At 59.1% G+C, this 17,407-nt stretch carries 16 protein-coding genes; all 16 read left to right on the top strand.

The features are described from left to right. Positions 1–289 precede the first annotated feature (289 nt). Positions 290–1,261, top strand: coding sequence for an acetyl-CoA carboxylase carboxyltransferase subunit alpha (locus MWU49_RS03010; protein WP_246967897.1), 972 nt, complete (start codon positions 290–292; stop codon positions 1,259–1,261). Positions 1,262–1,263: 2 nt separating this feature from the next. Next, on the top strand, positions 1,264–2,553 hold the full coding sequence (gene tilS / locus MWU49_RS03005; protein WP_246967894.1) for a tRNA lysidine(34) synthetase TilS: 1,290 nt from the start codon (positions 1,264–1,266) through the stop codon (positions 2,551–2,553). 131 nt (positions 2,554–2,684) lie between these two features. After that, positions 2,685–4,595: an ATP-dependent DNA helicase RecQ gene (locus tag MWU49_RS03000; protein WP_246967892.1), complete on the top strand. Its 1,911-nt coding sequence runs from the start codon at positions 2,685–2,687 to the stop codon at positions 4,593–4,595. 432 nt (positions 4,596–5,027) lie between these two features. Next, a complete protein-coding gene (locus MWU49_RS02995) occupies positions 5,028–6,656 on the top strand; it encodes a CTP synthase (RefSeq protein WP_246967890.1) in 1,629 nt (542 codons plus the stop codon). 20 nt (positions 6,657–6,676) lie between these two features. Then, positions 6,677–7,525 carry a 3-deoxy-8-phosphooctulonate synthase gene (gene kdsA / locus MWU49_RS02990; protein ID WP_246967888.1) on the top strand — a complete coding sequence of 283 codons (849 nt, stop codon included), beginning with the start codon at positions 6,677–6,679 and terminating at the stop codon, positions 7,523–7,525. Positions 7,526–7,544: 19 nt separating this feature from the next. After that, positions 7,545–8,837: a phosphopyruvate hydratase gene (gene eno / locus MWU49_RS02985; protein WP_246967886.1), complete on the top strand. Its 1,293-nt coding sequence runs from the start codon at positions 7,545–7,547 to the stop codon at positions 8,835–8,837. 60 nt (positions 8,838–8,897) lie between these two features. Next, on the top strand, positions 8,898–9,203 hold the full coding sequence (locus MWU49_RS02980; RefSeq protein WP_246967884.1) for a septum formation initiator family protein: 306 nt from the start codon (positions 8,898–8,900) through the stop codon (positions 9,201–9,203). Then, complete coding sequence (gene ispD / locus MWU49_RS02975; protein ID WP_246967882.1) at positions 9,200–9,910, top strand: 2-C-methyl-D-erythritol 4-phosphate cytidylyltransferase; 711 nt, start codon at positions 9,200–9,202, stop codon at positions 9,908–9,910. The genes MWU49_RS02980 and ispD overlap by 4 nt, the downstream gene beginning before the upstream one ends. After that, a complete protein-coding gene (ispF, locus tag MWU49_RS02970; RefSeq protein ID WP_246967880.1) occupies positions 9,910–10,386 on the top strand; it encodes a 2-C-methyl-D-erythritol 2,4-cyclodiphosphate synthase in 477 nt (158 codons plus the stop codon). The genes ispD and ispF overlap by 1 nt, the downstream gene beginning before the upstream one ends. Further along, entirely contained in the window at positions 10,386–11,414 is a 1,029-nt protein-coding gene (locus MWU49_RS02965) for a tRNA pseudouridine(13) synthase TruD (RefSeq protein WP_246967877.1), read from the top strand. The genes ispF and MWU49_RS02965 overlap by 1 nt, the downstream gene beginning before the upstream one ends. 15 nt (positions 11,415–11,429) lie before the next feature. Beyond that, on the top strand, positions 11,430–12,092 hold the full coding sequence (locus tag MWU49_RS02960) for a protein-L-isoaspartate(D-aspartate) O-methyltransferase (RefSeq protein ID WP_246967874.1): 663 nt from the start codon (positions 11,430–11,432) through the stop codon (positions 12,090–12,092). Between the two features lie 208 nt (positions 12,093–12,300). Then, positions 12,301–13,215 carry a DUF368 domain-containing protein gene (locus MWU49_RS02955; protein ID WP_246967870.1) on the top strand — a complete coding sequence of 305 codons (915 nt, stop codon included), beginning with the start codon at positions 12,301–12,303 and terminating at the stop codon, positions 13,213–13,215. Positions 13,216–13,266: 51 nt separating this feature from the next. Then, the gene (locus tag MWU49_RS02950) at positions 13,267–14,067 is read left to right on the top strand and encodes a peptidoglycan DD-metalloendopeptidase family protein (RefSeq protein WP_246967867.1); all 801 of its coding nucleotides are present in this window, start codon (positions 13,267–13,269) and stop codon (positions 14,065–14,067) included. Between the two features lie 21 nt (positions 14,068–14,088). Next, entirely contained in the window at positions 14,089–15,003 is a 915-nt protein-coding gene (locus MWU49_RS02945) for a cation diffusion facilitator family transporter (protein WP_246967864.1), read from the top strand. Between the two features lie 129 nt (positions 15,004–15,132). Next, positions 15,133–15,768: a hypothetical protein gene (locus MWU49_RS02940; RefSeq protein ID WP_246967862.1), complete on the top strand. Its 636-nt coding sequence runs from the start codon at positions 15,133–15,135 to the stop codon at positions 15,766–15,768. Beyond that, positions 15,765–17,303 (top strand): GMC family oxidoreductase, encoded by a 1,539-nt coding sequence (locus tag MWU49_RS02935; RefSeq protein ID WP_246967860.1) that lies wholly within the window; start codon positions 15,765–15,767, stop codon positions 17,301–17,303. The genes MWU49_RS02940 and MWU49_RS02935 overlap by 4 nt, the downstream gene beginning before the upstream one ends. The last annotated feature ends 104 nt before the right edge of the window (positions 17,304–17,407 follow it).

The following is a 17,407-nucleotide window of genomic DNA, read 5'->3' as shown; positions in this document are numbered from 1 at the left end:
TCAGCCGCGCATTTCGTAGGGCGGAAATGGGCGAAAGCCCATCTCCGCCATGGCTGATTTGATGGCAAGCCCGGGCTCGGTGTTGAGGCTGCAGAGCGTGGGCCTTTTGCATGATGCGTGAAGCATGTTGCATGCCGCGTCTCCTGTTGAAACAGTTTGCAACCTTCGTTCTGGCGCCATTGCTCGACCTTTTCGTCCGGTTGCCGCTACACTTGGTCGGCATATAAATCAGGGTGGTTGGCCAGAGGATTGGCCCCAGTCACGACATTTTGATCAAACAGGCTCAGATATGAACCCGAACTTCCTCGAATTTGAACAACCTATCGCAGACCTGGAAGCGAAGATCGAGGAATTGCGGCTGGTGGGCAGCGGCAGCGAAGTGAACATCTCCGAAGAGGTGGGCAAGCTGCAGGAAAAGAGCATCAGCCTCACCGAGTCGATTTTCAAGAACCTGTCCTCCTGGCAGATCTCCCAGTTGTCCCGTCATCCCCAGCGTCCCTACATGCTGGACTACATCAAGCGCATCTTTGCCGATTTTGATGAGCTGCACGGCGACCGCGCCTTTGCGGATGATCCTGCCATCGTCGGTGGGGTGACTCGTCTGGACGACCAGCCGGTGATGGTGATCGGTCACCAGAAGGGGCGCGAAGTGAAGGAAAAGGTGCGCCGCAATTTCGGCATGCCGAAGCCGGAAGGGTACCGTAAGGCCCTGCGTCTGATGGAAATGGCCGAACGCTTCAAGATGCCGATCCTGACCTTCATCGACACCCCCGGGGCTTTCCCGGGGATCGATGCGGAAGAGCGCGGTCAGTCCGAAGCCATTGCCCGCAATCTGCGTGTCATGTCCCAGCTGAAAACCCCGATCATCGCCACCGTTATCGGTGAAGGGGGTTCTGGTGGTGCGCTGGCCATCGGTGTCTGCGACCACCTGCAGATGCTGGAATTTTCCACCTATTCGGTGATCTCTCCGGAAGGCTGTGCCTCCATTCTCTGGCGTAGCGCCGAGAAGGCCCCGGATGCTGCCGAGGCCATGGGCCTGACGGCAGGGCGTCTGCACGAGCTGGGCATTGTTGACCAGGTCATCAAGGAGCCCCTGGGCGGCGCCCATCGCGATTACGACATGGCGGCGGAATCTATCCGCAAGTCCTTTATCAAGCAGCTGGACATCCTCAAGGGAATGGATACCGAGCAGCTGGTGGAGCGTCGCTACGATCGCCTGATGAGCTACGGCAACTTTACCACCGAGTCTGCTGACAGCTGATCATGCTGGACTCTGCCGGGTTCTGTCGCCAGCTGGCAGAACAGGCACCTGACGGGCCCTTGCTGCTGGCGCTCAGCGGCGGGCTCGACTCCTCCCTGCTTCTGCACCTCCTGATTCGGGCCGGCCTTGGCCCGCGTTTGTCTGTGGTCCATGTGGACCATCAACTGCAAGCGGACAGCCCACAATGGTCCCGCTTCTGTCTGTCACTCTGTCAGCATCATCACGTTCCTTGCAGTGTCGAACAGGTCGAAATTGATCGCGGTGAAGGTATCGAAGCGGGCGCCCGCGATGCCCGCTATGGGGTCTTGCTGCCCATGGCGACCGCGCAGGGAGCTACCCTGATTACCGCCCACCACCGATCCGACCAAGCGGAAACCCTGATGCTCAGGCTGCTTAGGGGCGCTGGTGTGCAGGGCCTTTCGGCCATGCGACCCATGGCGCGTCGCGATGGCGTCTCAATTTGGCGGCCGCTACTGGCTCTGGAGCGGCAGCTGCTGGTCCGCTGGGCAGAGGAGGCCGGTATCGAATGGCTGGATGATCCCAGTAACGAAGATGAAGGCCTGCGACGCAATTTCCTGCGCCAGCGCATCATGCCGCTGCTGCGCCAGCAATGGCCCGGTGCGGAGACCACCCTGGCCCGGGCGGCGGATCACATGTCCGAAGCTGCAGGCTTGCTGGAAGAAATTGCTGCTGAGGATGCCAGGGAGCTGGGAGTCAGTGGGCGGACCTTGCCGTTGGGGCAGATGCACAAATTGTCTGAGCCGCGGCAACGTAATCTGTTTCGCTGGTGGCTGCAGAACAACGCGGCTACGGCTCCGAGTCAAGCGGTGTTGGCCGAGTTGCTCTTATTGCAGCAAGCGGCGGATGACAGCCAGGCGCGGGTAGAGTGGGGCGGTTGGGCGGTGCGTCTTTATCGCGACGCACTTTATCTGTGTGAGCGGGACGGCTTCGATGCCTGGACCGGGAGTGCCCAATGGCCAGCCGGTGCCCTGCCTCCGCCACTGCCTAACTGGCACTGGAGCCGTGAGGGCGGGGAGGGTGCAGTATCGGTATTGCGTCCCCCCGGAGACCTGACATTGTCTGCAATGCAAGGCAACCTCCGGATTCAGCGCAATGGCATGCGGCAACAGGTCAAGGAGCTGTGGCGTGCGGCTGGTGTGCCGCCGTGGCAACGCCGACAGTGGCCACTGCTGTACCGGGATCAGGTGCTGGTGTCAGTACCTCTGGTGGGCTTGGCAGATGGAGAGTCTGACCGACAATGCGAACAGTGGTTTTTGCATCCCTCCCTGTAAGCCAGGGCTGACAGCAAATGACGTCGCCAGCCCCTCGCGTGATTCCCTCAGGTCTGACACACTCAGTGTCAAATCCGTACTGGACATAATGTCAGTGCTGGCGCCATGGCGTCGCACGATGGGAATTGATCATGAACCAAGCCGCCCGGCAGCTGTTACAAAAAACCTTTCGCCTGCAGGACTTCCGCCCCGGCCAGCAGCAGGTCATCGAGTCCCTGCTGGCGGGCCGCTCCGCCCTGGCCGTATTCCCCACCGGGGGTGGCAAGAGTCTTTGCTACCAGTTACCCGCGCTGATGCTGGATGGCCTGACCCTGGTGGTTTCGCCCCTGATTGCTCTCATGAAGGATCAGGTGGACCAGCTCAATGCCCTGAACATTCCTGCTGCGCGGTTGGATTCCAGTGTGGAAGCGGATGAGCTGAAAGCCATTTACCAGGGGCTCGAGCAGGGCAGCATCAAACTGTTGTACGTGGCACCGGAAAGGCTGGCCAATGAACGGTTTCTGGCCCGACTGAAGCGCCTGTCCATCAGCATGATGGCCGTGGATGAGGCTCACTGTGTCTCCGAATGGGGGCACAATTTCCGGCCGGATTACCTCAAGCTGGCACAGTTGGCCAGGGAGCTTGGGGTGGGCCGGGTGCTGGCCCTGACCGCGACGGCAACCCCACAGGTGGCGGAACAGATTCGCGACAGCTTTGACATTGCGCAGGATGACCATGTGCAAACCGGTTTCTTCCGGCCCAACCTGGCCATTCATATACATCCCACCGTGCCTGCAGACAGGGACGAGGCGCTGTTCCGTCAGTTATCCAGCCAGCCAGCTGGGCCGGCCATTGTCTATGTGACCCTGCAGAAGACCGCTGAAGCGGTGGCTGCCTTCCTGAAGCGCAAGGGTATGAAGGCGCTCGCCTACCATGCGGGGCTGAAGGATGAAACGAGGCATCAGGCCCAGGAGGCCTTCATGAGCGGTGCGGTGGATATCGTGGTGGCCACTATTGCCTTCGGCATGGGGATCGACAAGTCGGATATCCGTGCTATTTATCATTACAACCTGCCCAAGTCGCTGGAAAATTACATGCAGGAGATCGGTCGGGCCGGGCGTGACGGCCAGCCATCCCGCTGCACGCTTCTGGCCAGTCTGGATGACCTGACCGTGCTGGAAAATTTCAGCTTTGGGGATACCCCGGATGAAGAGGCTCTGGCGGGTCTGATTCACTGGTTGCTGGGGCAGACGGAGCAGTTCGACCTGTCCGTGTATGAACTATCCGGCCAGTTCGATGTGCGACCGCTGGTGATCAATACCCTGCTGACCTATCTTGAGCTGGAGGGAATCATCAAGGCCACGGCGCCATTCTATACCGAGTACAAGGTCGGATTTCTGACCGCGCAGGACCAGCTGCTGGCTCAGTTCGACCACGATCGTGCGGAGTTTCTGCGTGCCCTGTTTGCCTGTGGCAAGCAGGGCAGAACCTGGCTGACCCTCAAACCCATCGAAGCGGCCCGGGAGCTTCAGGCTGACCGGCTGAGGATTCTCAATGCACTGGGGTATCTGGAGCAGCAGGGGATGGTGGAGCTGAGAGTGGCCGGGGTGCGCCAGGGCTTCCGCATGGTCAACCTGCCGGGAGATAGCCAGGGGTTGATTGCGCGTCTTCAGTCCCAGTTTCAGCTCCGCGAGCAGCGGGACATTGACCGGCTTCAGCAGGTGGCGGACTGGGCACAGCAAGACGGCTGTCTGCAACAGGCATTGGTGGGCTATTTCGGGGAGACCCTGACGCAACCCTGTGGACAGTGCAGTGTCTGTCTTGGAGAGCGTGTTCCGATGCCGCCTCGACAAATGGGCCAGCCGGATCTATCAATCATCGATCGGCTAAAGAAAGAGGAGCATGCCGCCTTGTCCTCCCCGCGTCAGCTGGCCCGGTTTCTGTGCGGTATCACCAGTCCGCGCGCCAGTCGTGCCCGGCTTGGCCGCCACCCGGCGTTTGCCTCCCTGATCGAGATGCCTTTTGCAGACGTACTTGCCCGCTGCCAACAGGCTGGCAGCTGAGTGGAGTGAGCCCGCAGGGGTGAGAGTACCGGAAACGGTGTGGCTGGCTGTGCGGGGATGGCACTGCGCTCCACAGAAGGTATGCCTGAATGACCCCCATGGGCTGATCAGTGAATCGGCCAATCTGGCGGATCGCAAAATATTCGCACAACAGGTGGATTCCCGATTGAGGCGGGGGGCCGCTTCTGTTAACATTTTCTCCCGTCCTGATGTAGCGCAAGCCCCTGAAATTTCAGGTGTTCATCCATCACTTGCGTAGCTGGCCAACCCGATCCAAGAGCAACCCTTGCCCGCGATGCCGCGAGCGGGGTGTTTTTTTTATTGGGGCCGGTTCACACTTGATGGCGCGCTACTAATCCATCAGGGAATCAGCGTTATTGTCACCTCTCACCGGTGCCGGTAGTCGCTGATCCCAAGCAATCTGGTGAGTGCATGTCACGTTTCATCTTTGTCACTGGCGGTGTGGTTTCTTCCCTGGGTAAGGGGATTACCTCTGCCTCTCTGGCCACCTTGCTGGAAGCCCGTGGCCTCAAGGTCACCCTGATCAAAATGGATCCCTACATCAATGTGGATCCCGGCACCATGAGTCCCTACCAGCACGGTGAGGTGTTCGTGACCGAAGATGGCGCCGAGACCGATCTGGATCTTGGCCACTACGAGCGCTTCATCCGCACTCGTCTCAACCGTCGTAACAGCTTTACCACCGGGCGTGTCTATCAGGACGTGCTGGACAAGGAACGTCGTGGTGAGTACCTGGGCGCAACGGTTCAGGTGATTCCGCATATCACCGATGAAATCAAACTTAAGATTCGTGAAGGGGCAGGGGATGCCGACGTGGCCATCGTCGAGATCGGTGGTACTGCCGGTGACATCGAGTCCCTGCCTTTCCTGGAAGCGGCCCGGCAGATGCGTGTAGAGCTGGGTTCCAGCCAGTCCCTGCTGGTGCACCTGACCCTGGTGCCCTATATCGCCACTGCTGGCGAGATCAAGACCAAGCCCACCCAGCATTCTGTGAAGGAGCTGCGTTCCATCGGCTTGCAGCCTGACGTACTGGTGTGTCGTGCGGATGACCCGATTCCCCAGGGGGCGCGTGAAAAGATTGCCTTGTTCACCAACGTGGAAGCCCGTGCGGTGATTTCTGCGCCGGACTGCAAGACCATCTACCAGGTGCCGCGTGTGATGCACGAGCAGGGCCTGGATGACATCGTAGTCAACAAATTCGGTCTGGACCTGCCGGCTCCGGATCTGAGCGAGTGGGATCGCGTGGTCGAAGCCCAGCTGAATCCGGAAGGCGAAGTCACTATCGGTATGGTGGGCAAGTACATCGAACTGGTCGATGCCTACAAGTCACTCAACGAAGCATTGATTCACGCGGGTATCAGTAACCGCGCGAAAGTGAACATCCTTTATCTTGATGCGGAAGATATCGAACGCGACGGTACCGGTGTACTGGAAAACCTGGATGCCATCCTGGTACCGGGTGGGTTCGGCGACCGCGGCACCGAAGGCAAGATTGCGGCCATTCGTTATGCCCGCGAAAACAAGGTGCCATATCTGGGCATCTGTCTGGGTATGCAGTTGGCAGTGATTGAATACGCACGTCATGTGGCCGGTATCGAACAAGCCCATTCCTCCGAGTTGAAGCCTGGCACGCCGGATCCGGTGGTGGGCCTGATTACCGAGTGGACTACCGAAGATGGCCGCAAGGAACAGCGTTCTGCGGAATCTGATCTGGGTGGCACCATGCGCCTGGGTGGGCAGGAATGTGTGCTGGAAGCCGGTAGCCGCGCTGCGGAATGTTATGGCTCCACCCATATTGTCGAGCGTCATCGTCACCGTTATGAGGTGAACAACAATTATCTGCCTGCGCTGGAAGCGGCGGGGCTGAAAATCGTTGGCCGTTCCGTAGATGGCGAATTGGTGGAAGTGATCGAGGTGGCCGACCATCCGTGGTTTGTCGCTTGTCAGTTCCACCCGGAATTTACCTCTACTCCCCGTGACGGCCACGGCCTGTTCCGCGGGTATGTGGAAGCCGCCCTGTTACAGAAGGCAGCTCAATAAGAACACAAGGAGTGGTGTCCGTGAGCGAGCAGAAAATCATTCGTCTCGGCGATCTGGAGTTTGGCAACGACAAACCCATGGCGCTGTTCGGCGGTATGAATGTGCTGGAATCCCGGGATATGGCCATGCAGGTGGCGGAGGCTTACGCCGAAGTCACCAGCAAGCTGAATATCCCATGGGTGTTCAAGGCCAGCTTCGACAAGGCCAATCGGTCTTCCCTGAATTCCTACCGGGGACCGGGGATGGAAGAGGGGCTGAAGATCTTCGAGGAAGTGAAGAAGACCTTCAATTGTCCGCTGATCACCGATGTGCATGAACCCTATCAGGCCGCACCAGTGGCGGAAGTCTGTGACATCATCCAGTTGCCGGCCTTCCTGGCCCGGCAAACGGATCTGGTGGTGGCGATGGCAAAGACCAGCGCCATCATCAACATCAAGAAGCCGCAGTTTCTGGCCCCCCATGAAATGGGGCATATCCTGCACAAATGTGAGGACGCCGGAAATGACCAGCTGATTCTCTGTGAGCGTGGCTCCAGCTTCGGGTACAACAACCTGGTGGTGGACATGCTCGGTTTCGGCATCATGAAGCAATTCAATTACCCGGTGTTTTTCGATGTGACCCATGCGCTGCAGAAGCCGGGTGGTCGTGCCGACAGCGCCGATGGCCGCCGTGCCCAGGTGGCCGAATTGGGCCGAGCGGGGATCAGTCAGGGCATTGCCGGACTGTTCCTGGAAGCCCATCCTGACCCGGACAATGCCAAATGCGATGGCCCCTGCGCCTTGCGTCTGGACCGTCTGGAGCCATTCCTTGCCCAGATGCAAACCCTGGATAATACCGTCAAGGCACTGCCTGCCTTTGAAAACAACTGATTAAGAGAGATTGACTGTCATGTCCAAGATCGTTGACATCAAAGCCCGCGAAATTCTGGATTCCCGCGGCAACCCCACCATCGAAGCCGATGTGATTCTCGAGTCTGGCGCAACTGGCAGTGCCTGCGCTCCCAGCGGTGCTTCTACCGGTTCCCGTGAAGCACTGGAGCTGCGTGACGGTGACAAGAGCCGTTACCTGGGTAAGGGCGTGACCAAGGCCGTGGGTAACGTGAATTCCGAGATCCGCGAGCTGCTGATCGGCAAGGAAGCGTCTGACCAGCGCGGCATCGACCAGGCCATGATTGACGCTGATGGTACCGAGAACAAGGGCAAGCTGGGCGCCAATGCCATTCTTGCGGTGTCTCTGGCAGTGGCCAAAGCTGCCGCTGCTGATCAAGGCAAGCCCCTGTACGAGTACATCTCCGACCTGCAGGACGATGACAACGAATACTCCCTGCCGGTACCGATGATGAACATCATCAACGGTGGTGAGCACGCTGATAACAATGTGGACATCCAGGAATTCATGGTGCAGCCGGTGGGTGCCTCTACTGTTGCAGAAGCGATCCGTTATGGCGCTGAAATCTTCCATGCCCTGAAAGGTGTTCTGAAAAAGCGCGGCCTGAACACCGCAGTGGGTGATGAAGGTGGTTTCGCTCCGGATCTGCCCAGCAACGAAGCGGCTCTGGAAGCCATCATGGAAGCCATCGAGATCGCCGGCTACAAGGCGGGTGAAGACGTGACCCTGGCACTGGATTGCGCTTCCAGCGAATTCTACAAGGACGGCAAATACGTGCTGGCCGGTGAAGGCCGCAGCATGACTTCCGCCGAGTTTGCCGATTACCTGGCCGAGCTGTGCGACCGTTACCCGATCATCTCCATTGAAGATGGCATGGACGAGTCTGACTGGGAAGGCTGGAAGATCCTCACCGACAAGCTGGGTGACAAGGTACAGCTGGTGGGCGACGACCTGTTCGTGACCAACACCAAGATCCTCAAGAAGGGTATAGACGAAGGGGTGGCTAACTCCATCCTGATCAAGTTCAACCAGATCGGTTCCCTGACCGAAACCCTGGAAGCCATCAAGATGGCCAAGGATGCCGGCTACACCGCGGTGATTTCTCACCGTAGTGGTGAAACCGCAGACAGCACCATCGCTGACCTGGCTGTGGCTACCGCCGCTGGCCAGATCAAGACTGGCTCTCTGTGCCGCTCTGACCGTGTGGCCAAGTACAACCGTCTGATCCGCATCGAGCAGGAACTGGGTCGTGTTGCTTATCATGGCCGCAAAGAGTTCAAGTTCCTCGGTTAATTCCTGATGACAGAAACAAGGGCCAGCAAGGCAAAACCTCTGGAGGGCAAGCGCGCAGCAATGAAGCTGTCGCCCGCCCGGCAGGTGGTTTTTGCCGTGCTGGCCCTTGTGTTTCTGGGGCTTCAGGCCCGTCTCTGGTTTGGCGAGGGTAGCCTTCGCCATGTGGCCAGCCTGAAAAAGGAAGTGGCCACCCTCAAGCAGTCCAACGCCAGGCTCAACGAGCGTAACCGTCTGATGGCTGCGGATGTGAAAGACCTGAAGCAGGGTACCGAAGCGGTGGAAGAAATCGCTCGCAAGGACCTGGGTATGATTCGCAAGGGTGAAACCTTCTTTCTGATTCTGGAACAACCAGGGAGTACCGAGTGAATCCGGTAATCCGTGGCCCTCTTTATGCTGTTGTGCCTGCAGCCGGTGTCGGCGAACGCATGCAGGCAGGCATTCCCAAACAATATCTGACCCTGGCAGGCAAAACGCTCACCGAGCACACACTGCAGCGGCTATTGTCCTTCGCGCCTATCGAAAGTGTGGTGGTGGCGGTGTCAGGCGACGACCCCTGGTGGCCTACCTTGCCAGTGGCGACCCATCGCCGTATCCATGCTGTCACCGGTGGCGAAAGCCGGGCGGAATCGGTACGCAATGCCGTCGCCCAGGTGCTCATGGACGGCGGTGAAGATGCCTGGGTGCTGGTGCATGACATGGCTCGTCCGCTGCTGCGTCTGTCGGATATCCAGACACTGTTGGCCAGCACAGGAGAGCAGGGAGCGATTCTGGCGTTGCCAGTGGTCGATACCATCAAGCAGGCTGCTGGAGATAACCTGATAGACGCCACGCTGGATCGCGAGGTTATCTGGAGGGCGCTGACCCCTCAGCTGTTTCCGGCCGCGGCACTGTATGAGGCGCTCAGTGGAGACCTCGCTGCAGTGACGGACGAAGCCTCGGCAATGGAACGTCAGGGCTGGCGTCCCAGGCTGGTGGCCGGTCATAGTGACAATATCAAGATCACCGTGCCGGAAGACCTGCCGTTGGCACGTTTCTACCTGGCCCGCCAGTTTGAAGAACAGGGAGGCGTGTGATGCCCATCCGTATTGGTCAGGGCTTTGATGTCCACGCCTTCGATCATGGCGATCATGTCATGTTATGCGGCGTGGCCATCCCGCATTCCCATGGCCTCAAGGCTCACTCCGATGGCGATGTGGCCCTGCATGCGCTTTCCGATGCCCTGCTGGGGGCGCTGGCGCTCGGTGATATCGGCCATTACTTCCCGGACACGGACCCGCAATGGAAAGGGGCCGATTCCGGCAAGTTGCTACAGGCCATCTACCAGGATATTACTGCAGCGGGCTGGCAGCTCGGCAACGCCGATCTCACCATCATCTGCCAGGCACCGAAACTCGCACCCCATATCCTTGCCATGCGTGAGCGCATCGCTGATCTGCTCGGCTGTCAGGTTGCCCAGGTGTCGGTGAAGGCGACCACTACCGAAAAGCTCGGTTTCACTGGTCGCAAGGAAGGCATTGCCGTGCAGGCTGCAGTGCTGCTGGTATCCTGATGAATTTGCCCTTCGCCCATGGTGGACCGGTGGCGCAGGCGCAACTGAAAGCCTGTCCGCAGGATTTTCAGGTTGTCGAATGCATGCACGTCACCCCTGAAGGGGAGGGCGAGCATCTCTGGCTGGAAATCGAAAAAACCAGCTGGAATACCGAGGACGTAGCCATGTGGCTGGCAAAGTCGGCCCGGGTGCATCGTCTGTCTGTGGGATACAGCGGTCTCAAGGACAAGCATGCGGTTACCCGCCAGTGGTTCAGTCTGCATTTACCGGGCAAGGCGGATCCAAACTTTGACTGGCCGGAGGGTGTTCGACTGGTTCAGGCTGTTCGCCACCGTCGCAAGCTCAACCGCGGTACCCATCGGGCCAACCGTTTTGTCATTCGTGCCACGGAATTTCAGGGTGACACCGTTGCTCTGGAATCACGGCTGGCCGCGGTCGCTGCGCAAGGCATTCCCAATTATTTCGGTGAGCAGCGCTTCGGGCGCGGGGCAGGCAATCTGGTGCGCGGCCGGGAATGGCTGACCGGAGGGGAAGCTCCACGCAAGAAAGCCCTGCGCAGCATATGGTTGTCGGCAGTGCGCAGCGACCTGTTCAATCAGGTGCTGGCTGAACGGGTCCGCCGCGGCGTATGGAACCGGGTGCTGGAAGGCGACATTTTGCAGCCTGAGGGCAGTCGCGGCTTGTTCAGTGCCGATGACGACGCGGAATCTGCCGCACGGGTGATCCGCGCCGAGGTGCATCCTACCGCCCCTATGCCGGGGGTGGCTGGCATGGCATCATCTGGCCCTTGCTGGCAACTGGAACAACAGATTCTGGCACCCAGTCAGGCTGTGATCGACGGTCTTTGCCGGGAAGGTGTGGACGAGATTCGCCGCGCCACCCGGTTACCGGTACAGGACTTGCAATGGTCCTGGCTGCAGGAAAGGGAAGGGGAACACTGCCTGGAGCTGGCATTCAAGCTGCCTGCAGGTGCGTTTGCGACAACATTGATGGCAGAGCTGGTGACCACGCCGGAATCCTCTGCGTAGAGAACGAAGTACAACATGGATATCCAACTCAGCGGCATCGGTATGACCTCTGCACGGACTCGGGATCGTTTGGTGCAGCGGCTGCGGGACGCCGGCATTCAGGATGATCGGGTGCTGGATACGATTCGCAATACGCCTCGCCATTTCTTCATTGAAGAAGCCCTGGCCCACCAGGCCTACGACGATACCGCACTCCCTATTGGCCACGGCCAGACCATTTCCCAGCCCTGGGTGGTAGCACGCATGACCGAGCTACTGATGAACGGCGGCCGGCGTGGCAAGGTGCTGGAGATTGGTACTGGCTGCGGTTATCAGACCGCGGTACTGGCTCCCTTCTGTGATGAACTTTATTCCGTGGAACGCATCCGACCTTTACAGGAGCAGGCACGTAAACGATTGCTGCGTCTTGGCCTGGCCAAGGTGCAGCTCAAGCATGCCGATGGCGGCTTCGGCTGGAAAAGCGAAGCCCCGTTCGATGGCATCCTCGCCGCCTGCGCCCGACCGGACATCCCGGATGATCTGCTCGAGCAACTGGCCGACGGCGGCCGCCTGGTAATGCCGGTGGGGGATGATCGCAAACAGATTCTCACGGTGGTGGATCGTGAAGGGGATGAATTCCATACCCAGTCGCTGGATGCGGTGCGGTTTGTGCCGTTTCAGCGTGGGGTGATGCGGTAAGAAGCTACAAGCTACAAGCTGCAAGGCGCGGTCAGGGTGATTGAATATTTCACTGCCATGCCCGCGCTCAATAGTTTGGGCGCGGCTGCAACGTTCAAGACATGACCATGCGTGATTCGCGTTGTAGCTTGCAGCTTGCAGCTCCGGCGCTCGAGAATAACAAACCCGAAATCGCGCCCGCTTTATAGCGTGATGTAAGAGGACCGTAATGATTCGACCCGGTATTTTCTTTCGTGGCATGGCCATGGGCGCAGCGGATGTGGTGCCGGGGGTGTCCGGTGGCACGCTGGCGCTGATTACCGGCATCTATGAAGAGCTGATTGATACGCTGGGAGGTATCACTCCGCGGTTGCTGGGGGTCTGGCGCCGTGAAGGGTTTGCGGCATTCTGGCAGCAGGCCAACCTGACCTTCCTGTTCACCCTGCTGGCTGGCATCTTTACCAGCATTGCGGTGCTGGCGCGGTTGATTACCTGGCTCCTCGAAACTCACCCGATTCCGGTGTGGGCATTTTTCAGTGGTTTGATCCTGGCCAGCATTTTCATGGTGTCGGCGCCGCTGAAGAAGCGAGGCCTGGCGCAGGGTGTCGCGTTCATGGCTGGCACCCTGACCGCCATCATGATTGCGCTGGCGCCAGTGATGCAGGGCGGTGGCGGAGCGCTGGTGTTCTTTCTCAGTGGCATGCTGGCAATCTGCGCCATGATCCTGCCCGGGATTTCCGGCAGTTTTATCCTTCTTTTACTGGGCATGTATCAGCCGGTGCTGGAAGCTGTGAAAGGTGTGCAGCTGCCGTTGTTGCTGGCGTTCCTGTCCGGATGTGCGCTTGGCCTGTTGAGTTTCGTGCATATCCTCAAGTGGACCCTGCATCATTATCACGACACGGTAATGGCCCTGCTGGCAGGGTTCATGGCGGGTTCACTGGTGAAACTGTGGCCCTGGCGGCTGGTCGATTCCAGCGGTGTGCAGGACCAGTGGTTTACACCTGCAGGTTATGCAGCGGCCACCGGCGAGAGTGCACAGACACTGTTTGCGGTGGCCAGTGCTATCATGGCGATTGCCCTGATATGGCTACTGCACCGGCTGGCACCCGTGCATAATACCTCGGGTACAGCGGGTAATGACTGATCCATACACCGGTGCTTGAGGACGTTTGGTATCCGTAATCACAGCAGAAAAGTGACAGAACTGCTTCGCGCCATGGCGATGGCGGTGTTTCTGGTGTTGATGAGTGGCTGCAGTGCCAGTCTGGCTCCCGTAGTGGATATTTATGGACAGGATACCCGCCAGCGCAAAGTGACCTCCGGAACCCATCATGTCCGGGAGGGTGAGACCCTCTATTCCATCGCCTGGCGCTATGGGTGGGATTACCGGGAACTGGGTGCGGCCAATAACATTCCTGCTCCCTACACTATCTATCCCGGCCAGCGTATCTCGCTGGCATTGAAAAAGCCGTCTTCGAGCAGCTCGGGCAGCACCAGCAAGCCAAAGCCGGTAACAAGCACCTCATCGAGCAAGCCCGCCCCACGGCCCAGCAAGCCGGTGCCGGCCAAGCCGGCTCCAAGCAAACCTTCGGTGTCATCCGACAGCGGTGCCCGGACGGTTGGCCCGGTAACCTGGCGCTGGCCAGCCAGTGGCACGGTGGTGGAACGGTTCTCCACTGCTTCATCCGGTCGCAAGGGGATTGCTATCAGCGGCCGCTCAAAGAGCCCGGTGATTGCCGCAGCAGAAGGGCGTGTGGTGTATCGCGGCAGTGGACTTACCGGTTATGGCAATCTGTTGATCCTCAAGCACAATGAGCGCTGGCTGAGTGCCTATGCGCATAATGATGCCATGCTGGTGAAGGAAGGTGATGTGGTCAAAGCCGGCCAGAAGATTGCCACCATGGGTGCAACCGGGACCTACCGTACCCAGCTCCATTTCGAGATCCGCCGGGACGGCAAGCCGGTGGACCCGATGCAGTACCTGCCAAAACAGTAATACCTGACAACGGATCACCTGATGAGTGAAGGAACCAACCGGGAACATCGTCTGCTGATGCTGGCTGCCATCGCGTCGGTGGCCACCGCACTGGTGCTGATTGCGGCCAAGACGGTGGCCTGGCTGATGACTGGCTCAGTGAGCATGCTGGCTTCGCTGGTGGATTCGGTGATGGATTCCATGGCATCGCTGATCAATTTCTTTGCCATTCGTTATTCACTGGTGCCAGCCGATGAGGAGCACCGCTTTGGTCACGGTAAGGCGGAAGCCCTGGCGGGTCTGGGGCAGGCCATTTTCATCGCCGGCTCCTCGGTGTTTCTGATCCATCAATCGGTACTTAAGCTGATGGATCCGACTCCCATTGAAGCCAGCATGGTGGGTATTGGCGTGATGATCCTGTCCATCGCGCTGACCTTTGGGTTGCTGCTGGTGCAGCGCTATGTGATCCGTCACACCGGTTCCACTGCCATTGAGGCAGACTCCCTGCATTACGTATCCGATCTTGCCGTCAATGTGGGGATCATTGCAGTGCTGGCCGTGAGCAGCTTCGGCTGGTTGTGGCTGGATGGAGCGGTGGGGCTGGCAATCGCCTTGTTTATCCTGCGCAGCGCTTGGCATATCGCCTCGGAGTCGAGTCAGCTGCTGCTGGACCGGGAAATGTCGGGCGATGTGCGTAACCGCATCGGTGCCATTGTCGCGTCCCACCCGGATGCGCTGGGTTTTCACGATCTGCGTACCCGGCAGAGTGGGCGTACCTGCTTTATCCAGCTGCATCTGGATATGGATCAGAATCTCACCTTACGGGTTGCCCACGATCTGGCTGACAGTATTGAATCCGGCATCAAAAAGGCGTTTCCCGGGGCGGATGTGATTATCCATCTGGATCCCGTCGCCGTGGGGCCGCGGGTGGCTGTCGAGCATCCGGAAAACCCGTAATCAGGATTTGAGTCTACGGCAGCCCTTGCGCTGTACTGTCCGGTCAATCCCCGCTGTTCGGTAAACATATTGTATTCATCTGGGCTTTTCTTTAGCTTGAATTTCACGATTTCAGGTTAAGGAATGGCGATGAACAGCCAGTTGCAGGCAACACAGATCAGCAAGATCTGGCAGCGGGGCATGGCCCGGCGACAATTTCTCAAATGGGGGCTGGGTGGCGTGGCCGCGGTGACGGCGGTTGCCGCGGGGAGCTTCGCCCTGTTACGCCGTTCCCCCCGCGACGAGATTGCCCCCCCTGACTGGGCGACCGGTCTGTCTGCTTCTGAATACCACCTGTTTGAACACGCGCGTGCCGTGCTGTTACCGGTGGAAGGTACCAACCTCATCGACAGCAGCACCGTGCCGGTGGTGCAGAACGTTCAACAGATTCTGGATTATCTGGATGCGCCCACCCGCAAGGAGCTGGGCGCTGGTCTATCCCTGTTCGATAACGTGGTGGTGTTCAGCCATGGTTGCCGGTTTGTGGATCTGGAGCCGGGCAAGGCCCGTGAGTTATTTGACCGCTGGGGCGAGGGCAGTGTACTGCAGCGTACCTTGACTACTGTGATCAAACAGCTGGTCTATAGCGGTTACTGGCAGGAGCCGGCCACCTGGCCGCCCACCGAGTTCGATGGTCCGGTCAGCGAAAAGTGGGGCCTGGCTTATCTGGGGAACGCCCCATTACCGCAGCAACCCTCCCTCGAATCCGGTCAGGAGCAGGCATGAATCAGGTTAAATTACAGCCCAGTGGTCTGCAGGTGCATCAGGCGTCTGACGTGACGGAAAGTCACCTTGCCCTTGAGGCGGATGTGGTCGTTGTCGGCTCCGGGGCCGGCGGTGCGGTCAGTGCCTATGAACTGGCCCGCCAGGGGAAGCGGGTCATCGTGCTGGAAGCGGGTCCTTATGTGCCCTCCCAGGCATTCACGGAAGATTTCACTGAAAGTCTGCATACCCTGTATCAGGACCAGGGCGGCCAGGCGAACAGCAGCGGCGATTTGCTGGTGCTGCAGGGCGCCTGTGTCGGCGGTTCAACGGTGGTCAATGGCTGTGTCTGCTTCCGTACCCCGGATTTCATCCTTGAGGACTGGCAGCGCGATTTCGGCCTCAGTGAACTGACTGCCGAGGAGCTGGCTCCCTATTTTGATGAAGTGGAACAGAATCTGTCTGTTCACGACAACGGCGAACACGAGATTGCCCGCCATGGGCAGGTGATCCGCCAGGGGGCCAACAAGCTGGGCTGGTCGGTCAAACCGTTGCGTAGAAATATCCGCCAGTGTGGATTGACCGGCCACTGTCTGTCCGGCTGCAAGACCGAGCGCAAGCAATCCATGCTGGTTACCTATCTGCCCTGGGCCCAAGCCTACGGTGCCAAAATCTATGCAGATACCCGTGTAGAAAAAATCCTCACTGTGGATGGTGAAGCCAGCGGGGTGGAAGCCGTTGTCACCCGGCAGGATGGCAGTGTGGTGGCCACCATGACAGTCAAGGCACCGCGTGTGGTGCTTGCCGCTGGTGCGGTGCAGACACCAGTGCTGCTGCAGAAAAGCGGGCTGGCCAATCGCTCGGGCCAGGTCGGCAAAAACTTTGCCTGCCATCCGTCGCTATTGGTGGCAGGGCGCTACCCGCAACCGATTCATCCCTGGCGTGGTGCCATGCTGGGCGTGCATGTGGACGAATTCATGCACCCGGACAAGGGCGGCTTTGTGCTCGAGGATGGCGGCTTTGGCCTGGTGGAAATGACCATGCTGGCCGAACCGGGTACCGGCAAGCCGTTCATGGACTATATGGCGGATGCGCGCTATCTGGCCGGTCTGGTGACCCTGATCCATGACCACAACGTGGGCGCCATCGAATGGGATGGTGAGCGCAAGGCCATCAATTACCAGCTTAGCGATGCGGATTTTCCCTCCATGAAGCGGGCAATCAAGGCTGCCGCCCGGCTTCATCTGGCATCCGGAGCCAGCGAGGTGTATGTGCCTGCCAGTGACAAGCGGGTGATTCGCTCGGAGGCGGATATTGACGAGCAGGTCGATTCACTGGAGAACCAGCCACAGCATCTGCGCATGGTCAGCTATCACCCCCAGGGGACCTGTCACATGGGCGCAGATCCGGATACCAGTGTGGTCAAGGCCAATGGTGAAACCCATGATGTGCCCGGGCTCTATGTGGCAGATGCCAGCCTGTTGCCGACCTCGATCATCGTTAATCCGCAAATCACGGTGTATGCCCTGGCGACCCGTATCGCCCGTCATATGAGTTAGCCCGGCAGCAAGATAATGGACGGGAGAGCAGGGCGGCCGCTGGGCCGCCCTTTTCTGTTTACAAGGAGTTACCCAACTGACGACAGCCCCTGTCTTGCGCGCCA

The organism is Alcanivorax sp. S6407, from assembly GCF_023016115.1.
Lineage (GTDB): Bacteria > Pseudomonadota > Gammaproteobacteria > Pseudomonadales > Alcanivoracaceae > Alcanivorax.
The sequence above is the reverse complement of the archived record's forward strand: the minus strand, read 5'-3'. Positions and strand labels throughout refer to the sequence as shown.

Coding starts and splice junctions, on each gene's coding strand:
- MWU49_RS03010 (WP_246967897.1), top strand. CDS start 290: ATGAACCCGAACTTCCTCGAATTTGAACAACCTATCGCAGACCTGGAA.
- tilS (WP_246967894.1), top strand. CDS start 1,264: ATGCTGGACTCTGCCGGGTTCTGTCGCCAGCTGGCAGAACAGGCACCT.
- MWU49_RS03000 (WP_246967892.1), top strand. CDS start 2,685: ATGAACCAAGCCGCCCGGCAGCTGTTACAAAAAACCTTTCGCCTGCAG.
- MWU49_RS02995 (WP_246967890.1), top strand. CDS start 5,028: ATGTCACGTTTCATCTTTGTCACTGGCGGTGTGGTTTCTTCCCTGGGT.
- eno (WP_246967886.1), top strand. CDS start 7,545: ATGTCCAAGATCGTTGACATCAAAGCCCGCGAAATTCTGGATTCCCGC.
- MWU49_RS02980 (WP_246967884.1), top strand. CDS start 8,898: ATGAAGCTGTCGCCCGCCCGGCAGGTGGTTTTTGCCGTGCTGGCCCTT.
- ispF (WP_246967880.1), top strand. CDS start 9,910: ATGCCCATCCGTATTGGTCAGGGCTTTGATGTCCACGCCTTCGATCAT.
- MWU49_RS02965 (WP_246967877.1), top strand. CDS start 10,386: ATGAATTTGCCCTTCGCCCATGGTGGACCGGTGGCGCAGGCGCAACTG.
- MWU49_RS02960 (WP_246967874.1), top strand. CDS start 11,430: ATGGATATCCAACTCAGCGGCATCGGTATGACCTCTGCACGGACTCGG.
- MWU49_RS02955 (WP_246967870.1), top strand. CDS start 12,301: ATGATTCGACCCGGTATTTTCTTTCGTGGCATGGCCATGGGCGCAGCG.
- MWU49_RS02945 (WP_246967864.1), top strand. CDS start 14,089: ATGAGTGAAGGAACCAACCGGGAACATCGTCTGCTGATGCTGGCTGCC.
- MWU49_RS02940 (WP_246967862.1), top strand. CDS start 15,133: ATGAACAGCCAGTTGCAGGCAACACAGATCAGCAAGATCTGGCAGCGG.
- MWU49_RS02935 (WP_246967860.1), top strand. CDS start 15,765: ATGAATCAGGTTAAATTACAGCCCAGTGGTCTGCAGGTGCATCAGGCG.